Genomic DNA, 14,289 nt, shown 5'->3' with positions numbered 1-14,289 from the left:
CACAACGCAGTCAGAAAAATAGCGCCGGAATCCGATGGAATGATCCGACTCAGACTCGGCGGGGCCTGCACCGGGGATTGCGACGCCTTTTATGCCTGGCACGAATAAACATTAAGTAAATATGACAATCCGTTCTTAGCTGCCCCTGCAGGCCGGCTAAGGTGAATTCTCGTTTGCTCGCCTCATGTCCCATACCGGAGCCGTCATGAATACCGCCGCCCTGCGTGCCCAAATCCAGCTTGCCCTGACCCACGAAGCCAGTAGCGGTGACCTCGCTCGGCAGATCGCCGGCCAGCTCGAGCATCTGCACCCGATCATCCAGCTGCCCGTCGAAGGTGCGGGCGCCGCCCTGCAGGGCTTCGTCGCCGCCTATGTCGAACAGGTGCCGGACATGCTCGACGCGGCCAACAGCGTGGCCCGCGAGGCCGGCATCGAAGCCCAGGTGAAGCCGGTGCTGAAGCTGGCCGAGCAGTTCTTCCTCAGTCCGCCACAGATCATGGACGGCCAGCAGGGCCTGGCCGCCCTGCTCGACGAGGCCTACCTGGCCCATCGCCTGGTCGAGGAAGTGAACGACCGCTATATCGCCCACCTCGGCCAGCCGCTGATTCCGCTGGACACCACGGTGGCCAACGTCATCGCCCACCGGCTGATCGGCGAACCCTTCGCCAACCAGCTGGACGAGGCGGTGCATCACGCCCTGAGCGGGCTGCTCGACGCCAGCGTGTTCCAGCAGGAGTCGGTGCAGGAGTACCGCGCCCGCCTGGGCAGCCCGCAGACCCTGGCGGCCTGGCAGAGCTGGCCCTGCCTGTCGCGCCAGCTGGGCGTGGAGCTGGGCCTGCCGCTCGGCGCCTGAGCCTCTCCCAGAAACGACGAGGCCCGCTTTAGCGGGCCTCGTCGTTTCACTGCGCCTGGTAGCGCGCCCTCGGCGTGGCCATGGGCACCACCTCGCCGTCCAGCGGCAGGAAGGTGCCTCTCTCGGCGTCGTAGGCACGGATGGCGCTGGTCTCGATGTCGTAGACCCAGCCGTGGATGAACAGCTGACCGCTGGCCAGCTTGGCCGCCACCGAGGGGTGGGTGCACAGGTGGTTGAGCTGGGCGATGACGTTCTCCTCGGTGAGGATGCCCAGGGTGTCCGGGCCATTGCAGCCACAGTTCTCCTCGACCACCTTGAGCGCCACCTCGCTGTGGCGCAGCCAGGCCTTGACCGTGGGCATGCGCTCCAGATTCTGCGGCGCCAGCACCGCCTTCATCGCGCCGCAGTCGGAGTGGCCGCAGACGATGATGTGCTGCACGCCCAGGGCCAGCACCGCATACTCGATGGCGGTGGACACGCCGCCCATCATCTGCCCGTAGGGCGGCACCACGTTGCCGACGTTGCGGCTGACGAACAGATCGCCCGGCGCGCTCTGGGTGATCAGCTCCGGCACGATGCGCGAATCGGCGCAGGTGATGAACATGGCGCGCGGGTTCTGCGCGCCGGCCAGGGCCTTGAACAACTCTTCCTGCTGCGGGAAGACCTCGGTGCGGAAGCGCTTGAAGCCTCCGACTATGGCACTCAGCGCCTCGTCGGCGCTTTCCGGCGCGGTGCGCGCCCGCAGGGGAATGGCGTTGTGCTTGTAGGGCATTGCATCTACCTCGTCTGAAGCGTTGCGCTGAGCGAATTATCGACCTGGCATGCGGACAGCCGCCAGCCTCGCCGAGTCACATTGCTCGGCCGTCAAGAGCGAGCCGGCTCAATAGAACAGCCTGGGCTCGGGCGCCGCCAGCAGCCCGGCCAGCTTGGTCAGGGCGAGGCGCAGCTCGTCCCGGCTCGGCGCCATCAGGGCGATGCGCACGCCGCGGGTGGTGCCGCTACGCTCGGCGAGGAACTGGCTGCCGCTGACCAGGCTCACGCCGTTGGCCCGCGCCAGGTAGGCGAACTCATCGCTGCTCCAGGGCTGCGGCAACTCCAGCCAGACGTGGTAGCCGTTGGCCTGGCCGCGCAGCTCGTAGATGCCGAGGATATCTCTAGCCATCTGCTGGCGCAGCGCCGCCTCTTGCCGCTGGCGCGCCGCCAGCTCCCGGCCCTGGCCGCTGTCGATCAGCTCGCTGGCGAGCTGGGCCATCAGCGGCGAGGGCATCCAGACACTGCTGCGCACCATGGAGGCGAAGCGCGAAAGCATGGCCTGCGGAGCATGCAGGTAGCCGATGCGCAGCGCCGGCAGGATGCTCTTGGACAGGCTGGTCAGGTAGATCGAGCGCTCCGGGGCGAAAGCCGCCAGCGGCGCATGGGCGTTGTCCGCCTCGAGGAAGCCGTAGATATCGTCGTCGACGATGAACAGCTCGAACTCGCGGGCAATCGCCGCGATTTCCGCGCGCCGCTCGCTCGGCATGATCGAGTTGCACGGGTTGTGGTGGCTGGCGACGCAGATCAGCAGCTTCGGCCGGTGCGCCGCGCACAGCTCGCGCAGCGATTCGGGGAGCATGCCATGGGCATCGATCCTGACGCCTTTCAGGCGCCGTCCGAGGCCGTGCGCGAGGGAGATGATGCCGGGGTAGCAGAGCTCCTCGCAGAGGATCAGATCGTCGTGCTGGGTGAGGCTGCCGATGGCCACCATCAGGCCGTGCTGGGCGCCGGAGGTCAGCACTATCTGCTGCCAGGCGGCGCCTGGCAGGCGCTGCCCGACCCAGGCGGCGCCCGCCTGCTTGTGCGCGACATGCCCGCCGTCGGCGCTGTAGTCCAGCACCCGGGATAGCTCGGTGCCGTGCGCCAGCTCGGCGAGCGCGCCCGGCAGCCAGTCGGCGACGCCGCTGTCGTTGGGCTTGATGATGGAGAGATCGATCTGCCCGCTCGCCATGCTCGGCGCGTCCACCGCGGACGGCTCGGCACGCCGCGCGACGAAGGTGCCGCGGCCCACCTCGCCGACCAGCAGCCCGCGCCTGCCCGCTTCGTCATAGCCCCGGCCGACGGTGCCGGGGGTGACCTGCAGGGCCGCGGCCAGCTCCTTCAGCGTGGGCAGGCGCTCTCCCGGCAGCAGCCGGCCGGCGGCGATGTCGCGCTCTATGGCGTCGGCGATCAGCAGGTACAGCGGCTGGTTCTGTTCGGTGAATTGCGGAAGCCACATAGGCGCTACACCCGAGAAATCTGACGGCGCAGCCTAGCATGCCTCGGCCTCGATGTAATTCGCAGCGCATCGATTCAATACCCCCACAGAAGGAGTTGGCCATATCGGCTACGAGCACCGATATTCAGCCGAATACCCGGGACTATGCGGAGATTCGAGGCAACAGGTTGATCTTTATCGATCGATGCAATTACGATGATTGCATCGATTTAATCGAAACGCTTATCCCGGCGCCGCCGGCCATGCGCCGGAGCGGGATGTGCTATGCCAAGCTTATCGGGCCGCCCCGTTCGGCCACCTCGGGATCAACAGCCGCCGTAGCGGCACTGCAATCAGGAGTCTCGCGATGAAAACTGCACTGGTCACTGGCGCCTCTTCCGGCTTCGGCGCGGCGATCTGCCGGCGCCTGGTCGCCGAGGGTTATGCGGTCGTCGGCACGGCGCGGCGCGGCGACAAGCTGGAGGCGCTGCGCGCCGAACTGGGCGACAATTTCATGCCGGTGGTCATGGACGTCACCGAGCCGGCCTCCATCGATGCCGCCTTCGCGCAGATCCAGCAGCGCTGCACCAGCCTCGACGTGCTGGTCAACAACGCCGGCCTGGCGCTGGGGGTGGAGAAGGCGCAGCAGGCCAACGCGGCCAACTGGGAGCGGATGATCGCCACCAACGTCACCGGCCTGGCACTGGTCACCCACCGCGCCCTGCCGGCCATGGTCGCGGCCAACCGCGGGCTGATCATCAATATCGGCTCTACCGCCGGCAGCGTTCCCTATCCCGGCGGCAACGTCTATGGCGCGACCAAGGCCTTCGTCAAACAGTTCAGCCGCAACCTGCGCGCCGACCTGAGCGGCACCCGGGTGCGGGTGACCAATATCGAGCCGGGCCTGTGCTCGGGCACCGAGTTCTCCATGGTGCGCCTGGATGGCAACGCCGAGGCGGTGGCCGAGCTGTACCGCGACGTCGAGGCCATTCGCCCGCAAGACATCGCCGAGACGGTGGCCTGGGTCTGCCAGCTGCCGGCGCACATGAACATCAACTCGATGGAGATCATGCCGGTGGCGCAGAGTTATGCGGCGCTCAGCGTGGCACGCAACCTCTAGTGGCCTGTTTGGCTAATTCAAGTATCCAATTTCGGCGCCAGACTTCGCCATACGTCGTTGCCGTTCCTCGCCGTAGCTCTGCTACGACTCGTCGCGGCGCCTAGTCTGGCAAACCCTGGCACTCGAACTTGAATGCACGAATTAACCGCACAGGCCACTAGAGCAGCGCCAGCTGGCGGCCCGGCGGGGCGAACTGGCTGCAGTCCAGTTCGAAACCGCGGCGGTCCAGGCCGAAGCGCTTGCGCGCCAGGGCGAAGCGCTGCGCCAGCAGGTCGGCGAAGGCGCCTTCGCCACGCATGCGGGTGCCGAAACGGCTGTCGTAGTTCTTCCCGCCACGCGACTGGCGGATCAGGCTCATGACGTGTTCGGCGCGCTCGGGGAAGTGCGCGCGCAGCCACTCCTCGAACAGCTCGGCGATCTCCAGCGGCAGGCGCAGCAGCACGTAGCCGGCCGAACGCGCGCCGGCATCGCGGGCCGCTTCGAGCATGCGCTCCAGCTCCATGTCGTTGAGCGCCGGGATGATCGGCGCCAGCAGCGCGGTCACCGGCACGCCGGCCTGCCGCAGCTCGCGCATGGCGCGCAGCCGCGCGCCGGGCGAGGCGGCGCGTGGTTCCATGATGCGCTTCAATTCGTCGTCCAGAGTGGTCAGGCTGAGCGCCACGCCGACCAGATTGTGCGCGGCCAGTTCCTGCAGCAGGTCGAGGTCGCGCAGGATCAGCGCACTCTTGGTGATCAGGTGCACGGGGTGGCGATAGCGTAGGAGGATTTCCAGGGCCTGCCGGGTCAGGCGCTGCTCGCGCTCGATCGGCTGGTAGGCGTCGGTGTTGATGCCCAGGGCGATGGGCCGCGGCACGTAGCCGGGCTTGCTCAGCTCCTCTTCCAGACGCTCGGCCAGGTTGGTCTTGGCGATCAGCCGGGTTTCGAAGTCCAGGCCCGGCGACAGGTCCCAGTAGGCGTGGCTGGGGCGGGCGAAGCAGTAGATGCAGCCGTGCTCGCAGCCGCGATAGGGATTGAGCGAACGGTCGAAGCCGACGTCCGGCGACTGGTTGCGAGTGATCACCGTCTTGGCCCGTTCGGCGCGCACCTCGGTGGCGCGACAGGGCGGCGTCTCGTCCTGGAACCAGCCGTCGTCCTCGGCCTGGCTGCGGGTCGGGGCGAAGCGGTTGTGCGGATTGCTGGCGGTGCCGCGGCCGCGCGGCGGGATGGAAGCGGGCATGGCGAAGGCTCACTAATACTGTATATGCAAACAGTATTCGGTTTGCCTCCGCCTGGCCAGCCCGTCAGCGACGACCGGCAGCCACGCCCTGGCTGGCGGGCCGTCGCTGCGCGAGGTTAAAAATAGCTCCCTGCTATTTTTTCAGCTTGGGATTGGGGAAGAACTGCACCGTCTGGCCCTTGCCCGCCGCCGGCTTGGCCGCGGCCTGGTTGACCCGCGTGCCGAGCTCGCGGGGCACCGACTGGCCCTGGGCGTTGAGGGTGTCGGCGTAGCCGCAGGCCACGCATTCGCGGTGCGGCACGCCGTCCTCGTCCCACATCTTGATGGTGTCCTGGGCGCTGCACGCCGGGCACACGGCGCCGGCGATGAAGCGCTTCTTCGCCTCGCTCATGCCGCCTCCTCACTCAGCCCGCTGTGGCGCAGCAGCGCGTCGATGGTAGGCGTACGGCCGCGGAAGTCGACGAACAGCAGCATCGGCTCCTGCGAGCCGCCGCGGGCCAGGATGGCCTCGCGGAAGGCACGGCCGGTGGCCGGGTTGAGTACGCCCTCTTCCTCGAAGCGGGAGAAGGCGTCGGCGGACAGCACCTCCGCCCACTTGTAGCTGTAGTAACCGGCCGCATAGCCGCCGGCGAAGATATGCGCGAAGCCGTTGGCGAAGCGGTTGAAGGCCGGCGGGCGCACCACCGCCACCTCGTCGCGCACGCTCTCCAGCACGTCCAGCACGCTGCGGCCGTCGCCGTGGCTGGCGTGCAGTTCGAAGTCGAACAGCGAGAACTCCAGCTGGCGCACCATCATCAGGCCCGACTGGAAGTTCTTCGCCGCCAGCATCTTGTCCAGCAGGGCCTGCGGCAGCGCCTCGCCGGTCTCGAAGTGACCGGAGATCAGCGCCAGGCCCTCGGGCTCCCAGCACCAGTTCTCCATGAACTGGCTGGGCAGCTCGACCGCATCCCAGGCCACGCCGTTGATGCCCGAGGCGCCGGCATGCTCGACGCGGGTCAGCAGGTGGTGCAGGCCGTGGCCGAACTCGTGGAACAGGGTGGTGACCTCGTCGTGGGTCAGCAGCGCCGGCTGGCCGTTCACCGCGGGGGTGAAGTTGCACACCAGGTTGGCCACCGGGCTGATCAGCTCGCCGCCGGCCGTGCGGCGCTTGTCGCGGGCGCCGTCCATCCAGGCGCCGCCGCGCTTGTTGGCGCGCGCGTAGAGGTCGAAGAAGAAGCGCCCGACCCGCTCGCCGTTCTCGCGGATCTCGAACAGGCGCACGTCCGGGTGCCAGCTGTCGAAGCCCGACAGCTCCTCGATCTGGATGCCGTAGAGCTTCTCGACTATGGCGAACAGGCCGGACAGCACCTTGTCCACCGGGAACCAGGCGCGCACTTCCTCCTGCGACAGGCTGTAGCGCTGCTGGCGCAGCTTCTCGCTGTAGTAGCCGACGTCCCAGCTCTGCAGATCGGCCAGGCCCTGTTCGGCGGCGAAGGCTCGGAGTTCCTCCAGGTCGCGCCGGGCGAACGGCTTGCTGCGCACGGCCAGATCACGCAGGAAGTGCAGCACCTGCTCGGTGGATTCGGCCATCTTGCTGGCCAGCGACAGCTCGCCGAAATGGGCGAAGCCGAGCAGGCGGGCCAGCTCCTGGCGCAGGCCGAGGATCTGCTCCATCACCGGGCCGTTGTCGTGCTGGCCGGCGTTCGGCCCCTGGTCGGAGGCGCGGGTGCAGTAGGCGGTGTACACCTCTTCGCGCAGGGCGCGGTCGTCGGCGTAGGTCATCACCGCGTAGTAGCTGGGGAACTCCAGGCTGACCAGCCAGCCGTCCAGCCCCTTGGCCTGCGCGGCCTGGGCCATCTGCGCCTTGGCCGAGTCGGTGAGGCCGGAAAGTAGAGATTCGTCGGTGACGTGCTTGGTCCAGGCCTGGGTGGCATCGAGCAGCTGGTTGGAGAAGCGGCTGCCCAGCTCGGACAGCTTCATCTGGATCTCGCCGTAGCGCTTCTGCTGCTCGGCCGGCAGGTCGATGCCAGACAGGCGGAAGTCGCGCAGGGCGTGTTCGAGGATGGTCTTCTGCGCCACGTCGAAACCGGCGGCCGCCGGGCTGGCGGCCAGCGCCTCGTAGGCCTGGAACAGCGCCCTGTTCTGGCCGATCTCGGTCCAGTACTCGGACAGCTTGGGCAGGCAGGCCTCGTAGGCGGTGCGCAGCTCGGCGTTGTTGCACACGGAGTTGAGGTGGCTGACCGGGCTCCAGGCGCGGCCCAGGCGTGCGCCCAGCTCGTCCAGCGCCAGCACCAGGCCGTCCCAGTTGGGGTTGCTCTGCTGGGTCTGCAGCAGCTCGGCGATGGCCGCGCGGCTATCGGCCAAGATGCTGTCTATGGCCGGCTCGACATGCTCGGGCTTGATCTGGGAGTAGGGCGGCAGGTCGAAGTCCTGCAGCAGGGGATTGGTCGCGGTCACGGCGGCACCTCGGCATTGCGAAATGCCGCCATAGTAATACAAGCGCCGCCGACTGCCGCGGCAAAGCTGTCTATCGGCGCGATCAGGCCTGCGCCTGCCACTGCACCACGCGGTTGCGCCCGGCGCTCTTGGCCGCGTACAAGGCGCTGTCGGCGGCGGCGAACAGCTGCTCGGGCGTCTCGAACGGGCCGTCGTCCAGGCTGGCCACGCCGATGCTCAGGGTCAGCGCCTCCTGGTCGCGGCAGACCCGCGCCAGCTCTCCGCGCAGCCGCTCGGCCAGCACCGTGGCGGCGCCACCGTCGGCCGCCGGCATGATCACGGCGAACTCCTCGCCGCCATGGCGACAGGCGGTGTAGGGCTTGCGCACCTCGCACTGCAGCAGGCGGGCGACGCGCTGCAACACGCGGTCGCCGGCCTGGTGGCCGAAGCTGTCGTTGAAGCGCTTGAAGTGATCGATATCCAGCAGCAGCAAGCTCAGCGGCGCCTGCTGCGCGCGCGCCGCCTGCACCTGCTCGGCCATGCGCTCGTCGAACTGGCGGCGGTTGGCCAGGCCGGTGAGGGCGTCGCGATAGCTGTCCTGGCGCAGGTCGCGCACGCGGCTGCCGAGGGCCAGGGACAGCAGCAGCATCTCGATCAGCGAGCCGAGCTGGAAGGCGTTCTGCGTCATCCAGTTGTGCGGCAGCCAGCCGAAGGTCTTCAGCATGTACACCGTCACGCCGAGCAGCAGGGCGCTCCAGGCCAGCATGTAGTAGCGCGCCGGGCGGCTGCCGGCGAGCAGGGCGACCACGCCGAGCAGTAGCATCTGCAGCACTATGACCAGGGTCAGAATGGAGAACGGCTGGATCAGCTGCGCATAGCTGAACAGCGGGATCGCCAGCATCAGCAGCAGGCACAGCCCCTGCAGCGCGCGCCCGAGCCGGTCCAGGCGGCTCGCCAGATGGCGGGTGCCGAGGATGCTGCGGGTGAACTGCAGACCCCAGAACAGCGACAGGCCGAGCAGCCAGAGCAGGCTGTCGTTGGCCAGCGCCGGGCTGTTCGGCCACAGGAACTGGTAGGTCAGGCCGTTGTGCACGGCCATGTACAGGCCGTAGCTGCACACGTAGAGCAGGTAGAAGAGGAAGGCGCGGTCGCGGATAGCGAGGAACATGAACAGGTTGTACAGCACCAGCGCCAGGAAGCCGCCGTAGTAGATGCCGTAGGCCAGTTGCTCCTGGCTGATACGCTCGAGCAGCGCCTGCGGCGAGTACAGGCTCAGGGCGATATTGATCGGCCCGCCCGAGGCGTAGCGCAGGTAGAAGGTGCGCCGGCTCTCGGGCGGCAGGTCGAGGCCGAAGATGAAATCGCGGTGCTGCACCTCGCGGCTGGCGAAGGGCGTGCGATCGCCGGTATGGCGCACCTGCCAGGTGCCGTCGGCATCCTGCCACCAGAGCTGCAGATGATCGATCAGCGGGTAGTCCTGGCGCAGCAGTGCCTGGACATGGCGCGGCTGCGGGTTGGCCAGGTCGAAGCGGACCCACCAGGCCGAGGTGCTGAAGCCGAAGTTGGCCGAGTCGGCGGCATTGGCACGGAACTCCATGCCGCGCACCCGGGCGAAGTCCAAGGTGCCGGCGGGGTCCTCCAGCAGCTCCAGTTCGGGGGCCAGGTTGTGCCCGCGCAGAACTTCTGCACTCAGGGGGAGCGCGGCAGGCTGCGCCCAGGCGACACAGGCGAGCCACCACAACAGCATCGGCAAGCAGTGCCGACAGTGGTACTTCATCGCTTCTCTCCGCCGACCATGCGGTGGTGTGTACTCGATGAGTCTGGCAGCTGAAGTGGCCGACGGCCATTATCCGCCGTTGGGTACAATCGAAGGCTCACGCCGACCAGGAGACTCCCCCGTGGCCATTCGCAGCTACCAACAGAACACCCCCCGACTGGGACGAGGGGCGTTCGTCGACGCCAGCGCCCTGGTGATCGGCGACGTCGAGCTGGGCGAGGACAGCTCGGTCTGGCCCATGGCCGTGGTGCGCGGCGACATGCACCGGATCAGGATTGGCAAGCGCAGCAGCGTGCAGGACGGCAGCGTACTGCACATCACCCACGCCGGGCCGTTCAACCCGGACGGCTACCCGCTGCTGATCGGCGACGAGGTGACCATCGGCCACAACGTCACCCTGCACGGCTGCACCCTGGGCAACCGCATCCTGGTCGGCATGGGCTCGATCGTGATGGACGGCGCGGTGGTCGAGGACGAGGTGGTGATAGGCGCGGGCAGCCTGGTGCCGCCGGGCAAAGTGCTGGAAAGCGGCTACCTCTACGTCGGCAGCCCGGTGAAGCAGGCCCGCGCGCTGAGCGACAAGGAGCGTGCCTTCTTCGCCTACAGCGCGGCCAACTACGTGAAGCTCAAGGAGCTGCACCTGGCCGAGGGTTACGACCGCTAACCGTTGTTCTGGTAGATGATCTTCTTGCTGCCGTTCTCGCAGCTGCCGACCATCATGGCGGGGTCTTCGACCTCGTCGGCCGGGACTATCTCCAGGGTGTAGCTGTTCACGCCCGAGGCCTGGATCTTCACCTCGATCTCCTGCTTCAGCTCCTCGCAGGGCTTGGGTGCGGCCAGGGCCGCGCCGCTCGCCAGGCTGAGCATCAAGACCAGCAACGCTTTCATCGTCCACCTCCTGCCCCCGCTGGCCATTCGACCGCGGCCGTCGGCCTCTGGTTCTACTGCGCCGCCTGCAACGCCGTCAGCCGCCGCTCGCGCTCGGCCGGTGCCAGCGCGCCGAGATCGGCGGCGCGCCGGTAGAACCGTACCCAGTCGCCGCCGGCCTCGGCGAACAGCGCGGCGAAGGCCGGCACCCAGCGGTCGTAGAGGCCGAAGGGCAGCAGCTTGGCGTTGTTCAGCGGGGCCATGATCCAGGCGTCGTAGCGCGCATCGCCGCGCCACGGGCCGTCGCGCAGGGCGCGGTACTCGGCGCGCAGGCGCTCGAACTCGGCGGCCTTGCCGGCGCGCTTGTGCTGCTCGCTGCCCGGGCCGTCGTAGAGCGCTTGCAGGCGCTCACGGCTGGCCAGGATCAGCTCGCTGAACTGGCGACGCATGGATTCCTCGCGCGCGTCGCCCGGCGCCAGGCCGCGGGCGGCGCGCCACTGGCGCAGGCCCTGACGCTCGACGAAGCTGGCGAAGGACTCGTTGAAGGCGGTGTCGTCGGCGATGTACAGCCGCTGGTGGGCCAGCTCGTGGAAGATCACCGCGGCCAGACGCTCGTCGCCCCAGCGCAGCATGGTGTTGAGCAGCGGGTCGGCGAACCAGCCCAGGGTCGAGTAGGCCTCGATGCCGGCGACATGGGTGTCCAGCCCCCGTTGTTGCAACAATGCGGCGGCGCCACGGGCGCGCCCCTGCCGGTAGTAGCCGCGATAGGCCACGCAGCCGGCCACGGGAAAGCAGTGGGTCAGCGGCGCCAGCGACAGCTCGGGCGTGGCGAAGACATTCCACACCACATAGGGCCGGCCGAGGTCGGCATACAGGCGATAGCTACGGTTGTCCGGCAGGCCCAGCTCGGCGCTGGCGAAGTCGCGCGCCTGCTGGGCCAGGGCCAGGCGGCGCTTGAGCTCGGCATCGCCGGCGGGATCGGCGAGCAGCTCGCTCACCGGCTGGCGCGCCGCCAGCAGCTCGAGCTGACCACGGCCGAGCTGGGCGTAGTAGTCGAGGCTGGTGCAGCCGCTCAGCAGCAGGGCGAGCAGCGCCGGGGCCAGGCGGAAGACGGGCAGGGCGATGGGCATGCGCCGAGACTAGTGCATCGCCAGCGGCCGAGAAAGCCCGCGCCAATCTGCTGCCTGCGGCGCTATGCTGAGCCATCGCAACGGAGGATCGCCCCATGCGCCTGCTGCTGACCCTATCCCTGCTGGCCCTCGCCGCCTGCGCCAGCCCGCTGCCCCAGCCCGACCCGCGACAGGCCTGGGTCGAGCTGCAGATCCACGGCGGCCAGACCCTGATGGCGCACCGCCTGGACGACCGGCGCTGGCCCGACGGGCGCTACTTCCAGGTCGCCCCCGGCGCCCATCGGCTGGAGGTGCGCTTCCAGTTCGAGGTGGCCGGCGGCGGTGGCGGCGACGACTTCAATGGCGAGCCGATCCAGATGACCTGCCACCTGCGCATGGACTACGACGGCTTCGCCGCCGGCCAGCGCTACCGCATCGAGGCCCGGCCCATGCAGTACAAGGCCAGGGGCTGGCTGTACGACGACCAGGGCCAGGTGCTGGCGCGAGCCAAGGTGCTGCGCTGCAACACCTTCGGCTGACTCTCCCCCTCACAAGCACAGCAGCTCCCCTCTCCCCCTGGGAGAGGGGCCGGGGGTGAGGGTGCCTGGACCCCCTCGCCACCTATCCCTCAGCCTGCGCGGACCGCGCCAATCCTCTCCCGGCCGCTCCGCAAATCCCGCAACGCCGTGGTTGCCCGAATGCAATCCAGGTCCGCTGCCTGTTTCCCGGATTGCATCCGGGAAACAGCCTCTCAGCGCAGGCCGGCGACTATCTCGAAGCTGCGCAGGCGGTGTTCGGGCTGGTACAGGTCGCAGGTAAAGATCAGCTCGTCGGCGCCGGTCTGCTCCAGCAGCACCTCCAGCCGTGCGCGCACCTTCTGCGGGCCGCCGATGGCGGCGAGGCCGAGGAAATCGCCCACCGCCGCCTGTTCGTGGGCCTGCCAGCGCCCGGCCATGCTCTCCACCGGTGGGCGCAGCACCAGGCTCTGCCCACGGATCAGCGCCAGCACCCGCTGGTAGGCGCTGGTGGCGAGAAACTCGGCCTCCTCGTCGCTGGGCGCGGCGATCAGCGGCACGCCCACCATGGCGTAGGGCCTATCGAGCTGCTCCGAGGGGCGGAAGTTCTCGCGGTAGATGCGCAGCGCCTGGTGCAGGTAGCGCGGCGCGAAATGCGAGGCGAAGGCGTAGGGCAGGCCGCGCTCGGCGGCCAACTGGGCGCTGAACAGGCTGGAGCCGAGCAGCCAGATCGGCACCTGGCTGCCCACCCCGGGCACGGCAATCACGTCCTGCCCGGTTTGGCGCGGACCGAGCAGGCGCTGCAGCTCGGCGACGTCCTCGGGAAAGTCGTCCGCGCTGCCCAGGCGGTCGCGCCGTAGCGCGCGGGCGGTGGCCTGGTCGGCGCCCGGCGCGCGGCCCAGGCCCAGTTCGATGCGCCCGGGGTAGAGCGCGGCGAGGGTGCCGAACTGTTCGGCCACCACCAGCGGCGCATGGTTGGGCAGCATCACGCCGCCGGAGCCCAGCCGCAGGGTCGAGGTGCCCGCCGCCAGGTAGCCCAGCAGCACGGCGGTGGCCGAACTGGCGATGCCTTCCATGTTGTGGTGCTCGGCCAGCCACAGGCGCGAGAAGCCGAGCCTCTCCACATGCCGGGCCAGGTCGAGGGAACGGCGCAGGGCCGGACCGGCGTCGGCGTCGTCGTCGCGCATCGGCGCCAGGTCGAGCACGGCGAAGGGGGTGTCGGACAGCTTGCGCATGGGGCCTCCTCGGTTGATGCCGGAGCATATGGGGCCGCACGGGACAAATGAAAAGGCCGGAGCAAGCTCCGGCCTCGAACGCGCGGCGTTACGTCAGCCGCGCTGGTAGGCGATTTCCTTGCTGCCGGCCTCGCAGCTGCCGACCACCTGCTTGTCGCCGGCCGTGCCCTTGTCGACCACTTCCAGGCTGTAGGCGGCCACGCCCTTGGCCTTGAGCCTGGCGTCGATCTCCGCCTTGAGCTCCTCGCAGGGCTTGCCGGCGGCCAGCGTGGTGCCGGCCAGGGAGAGCAGGGCCAGGCCCAGTATCGTGCGGTTCATCTGCAACACTCCTTCGTCGATGGATGCACGGGGCAACCCGCCCCGGCGCCGCGCAGCTTAGCCCGGGGCGAGTGAAGATTCTGCGTAGCGCTTGGCTTTAGCTGTTGCTGATGCGGAAACCGATCTTGAGGGTGACCTGGAAGTGGCCGACCTGGCCGTTCTCGATATGGCCACGGGTCTCCATGACCTCGAACCAGTCCATGTTGCGCACGGACTTGGCGCACTCGCTCAGGGCGTTGTTGATGGCGTCCTCGATGCTGGTCTTTGACGAGCCGACCAGTTCGATCAGCTTGTAGGTGTGGTGATCGGACATGTGCTTCTCCTCGGGCAGGCAGGCCTCTTCTTCACGCTAGCCAAGCCGGGGAAAAGCACAAGCGGACGACTCAGAACTGCAGTTCGGCGCGCAGAGCGGCGATCTTGTCCTGCATCTCGGCGTTCAGCTCGGCCGGGTTGAGGCGGGCGATGATGCCGGCCAGCACGCGCTTCTCGTTGGCATCCACCACGCCGTCGCGGCGGGCGATGTCGACCAGGCTCTCCAGCTCGTGCACCAGCAGCTTGCCGTCGTCGGCGAAGCACTTGATCGAGCGGAAGGCCATTTCCAGGTAGTCGCGACTCTCTTGCATCGTGGTTCTCT

16 protein-coding genes are annotated in these 14,289 nt (G+C 68.4%); 4 read left to right on the top strand and 12 right to left on the bottom strand.

Annotated features, from left to right (window positions below):
* The first annotated feature begins 205 nt into the window (after nt 1–205).
* Complete coding sequence (locus AAFN46_RS12915; RefSeq protein ID WP_347809102.1) at nt 206–853, top strand: hypothetical protein; 648 nt, start codon at nt 206–208, stop codon at nt 851–853.
* Nucleotides 854–899: 46 nt separating this feature from the next.
* Here the strand turns inward: AAFN46_RS12915 and AAFN46_RS12910 are convergent, their stop codons facing one another.
* Together AAFN46_RS12910 and AAFN46_RS12905 are read right to left on the bottom strand one after the other, a co-directional pair.
* A complete protein-coding gene (locus tag AAFN46_RS12910) occupies nt 900–1,625 on the bottom strand; it encodes a carbonic anhydrase (RefSeq protein WP_347809101.1) in 726 nt (241 codons plus the stop codon).
* A 108-nt stretch (nt 1,626–1,733) separates the two neighbouring features.
* Complete coding sequence (locus AAFN46_RS12905) at nt 1,734–3,104, bottom strand: PLP-dependent aminotransferase family protein (protein ID WP_347809100.1); 1,371 nt, start codon at nt 3,102–3,104, stop codon at nt 1,734–1,736.
* Between the two features lie 346 nt (nt 3,105–3,450).
* On the opposite strand from AAFN46_RS12905, the gene AAFN46_RS12900 reads away from it, so the two are divergent.
* Nucleotides 3,451–4,203, top strand: coding sequence for an SDR family NAD(P)-dependent oxidoreductase (locus tag AAFN46_RS12900; protein WP_347809099.1), 753 nt, complete (start codon nt 3,451–3,453; stop codon nt 4,201–4,203).
* Nucleotides 4,204–4,360: 157 nt separating this feature from the next.
* Here AAFN46_RS12900 and AAFN46_RS12895 read toward each other — a convergent pair whose 3' ends face one another.
* The 4 genes from AAFN46_RS12895 to AAFN46_RS12880 form a co-directional block, all read right to left on the bottom strand.
* Entirely contained in the window at nt 4,361–5,419 is a 1,059-nt protein-coding gene (locus AAFN46_RS12895; RefSeq protein ID WP_347809098.1) for a PA0069 family radical SAM protein, read from the bottom strand.
* A 133-nt stretch (nt 5,420–5,552) separates the two neighbouring features.
* Nucleotides 5,553–5,810 carry a YheV family putative zinc ribbon protein gene (locus AAFN46_RS12890; RefSeq protein ID WP_347809097.1) on the bottom strand — a complete coding sequence of 86 codons (258 nt, stop codon included), beginning with the start codon at nt 5,808–5,810 and terminating at the stop codon, nt 5,553–5,555.
* Nucleotides 5,807–7,855, bottom strand: a complete 2,049-nt coding sequence (prlC, locus tag AAFN46_RS12885; protein ID WP_347809096.1) for an oligopeptidase A — start codon at nt 7,853–7,855, stop codon at nt 5,807–5,809. The genes AAFN46_RS12890 and prlC overlap by 4 nt, the downstream gene beginning before the upstream one ends.
* A gap of 82 nt (nt 7,856–7,937) precedes the next feature.
* Nucleotides 7,938–9,611: a diguanylate cyclase gene (locus tag AAFN46_RS12880; RefSeq protein ID WP_347809095.1), complete on the bottom strand. Its 1,674-nt coding sequence runs from the start codon at nt 9,609–9,611 to the stop codon at nt 7,938–7,940.
* 121 nt (nt 9,612–9,732) lie between these two features.
* Between AAFN46_RS12880 and AAFN46_RS12875 the strand changes: the two genes are divergently transcribed.
* Nucleotides 9,733–10,275: a gamma carbonic anhydrase family protein gene (locus AAFN46_RS12875; RefSeq protein ID WP_347809094.1), complete on the top strand. Its 543-nt coding sequence runs from the start codon at nt 9,733–9,735 to the stop codon at nt 10,273–10,275.
* On the opposite strand, the gene AAFN46_RS12870 is transcribed toward AAFN46_RS12875, so the two are convergent.
* Nucleotides 10,272–10,499, bottom strand: coding sequence for a DUF1161 domain-containing protein (locus AAFN46_RS12870; RefSeq protein WP_347809093.1), 228 nt, complete (start codon nt 10,497–10,499; stop codon nt 10,272–10,274). The two genes, AAFN46_RS12875 and AAFN46_RS12870, sit on opposite strands and share 4 nt — an antisense overlap.
* Before the next feature lie 53 nt (nt 10,500–10,552).
* Nucleotides 10,553–11,608 (bottom strand): aminopeptidase, encoded by a 1,056-nt coding sequence (locus AAFN46_RS12865; protein ID WP_347809092.1) that lies wholly within the window; start codon nt 11,606–11,608, stop codon nt 10,553–10,555.
* Between the two features lie 95 nt (nt 11,609–11,703).
* Here AAFN46_RS12865 and AAFN46_RS12860 point away from each other — a divergent pair, with 95 nt between their 5' ends.
* Complete coding sequence (locus AAFN46_RS12860) at nt 11,704–12,126, top strand: hypothetical protein (protein ID WP_347809091.1); 423 nt, start codon at nt 11,704–11,706, stop codon at nt 12,124–12,126.
* 212 nt (nt 12,127–12,338) lie between these two features.
* Here AAFN46_RS12860 and AAFN46_RS12855 read toward each other — a convergent pair whose 3' ends face one another.
* From AAFN46_RS12855 to AAFN46_RS12840, 4 genes are all read right to left on the bottom strand, one after another.
* Nucleotides 12,339–13,337: an LLM class flavin-dependent oxidoreductase gene (locus tag AAFN46_RS12855; RefSeq protein ID WP_347809090.1), complete on the bottom strand. Its 999-nt coding sequence runs from the start codon at nt 13,335–13,337 to the stop codon at nt 12,339–12,341.
* A gap of 93 nt (nt 13,338–13,430) precedes the next feature.
* The gene (locus AAFN46_RS12850; protein WP_347809089.1) at nt 13,431–13,655 is read right to left on the bottom strand and encodes a DUF1161 domain-containing protein; all 225 of its coding nucleotides are present in this window, start codon (nt 13,653–13,655) and stop codon (nt 13,431–13,433) included.
* Between the two features lie 97 nt (nt 13,656–13,752).
* Complete coding sequence (locus tag AAFN46_RS12845) at nt 13,753–13,968, bottom strand: dodecin (protein ID WP_347809088.1); 216 nt, start codon at nt 13,966–13,968, stop codon at nt 13,753–13,755.
* A gap of 70 nt (nt 13,969–14,038) precedes the next feature.
* A complete protein-coding gene (locus AAFN46_RS12840; RefSeq protein ID WP_347809087.1) occupies nt 14,039–14,278 on the bottom strand; it encodes a hypothetical protein in 240 nt (79 codons plus the stop codon).
* Between the last annotated feature and the right edge of the window lie 11 nt (nt 14,279–14,289).

The sequence above is a fragment of the Pseudomonas sp. CAU 1711 genome (assembly GCF_039888625.1).
In the GTDB taxonomy this organism is placed as follows: Bacteria; Pseudomonadota; Gammaproteobacteria; order Pseudomonadales; family Pseudomonadaceae; genus Aquipseudomonas.
Note: the sequence above shows the minus strand (reverse complement) of the source record. Positions and strands in the feature narration are given on the sequence as shown.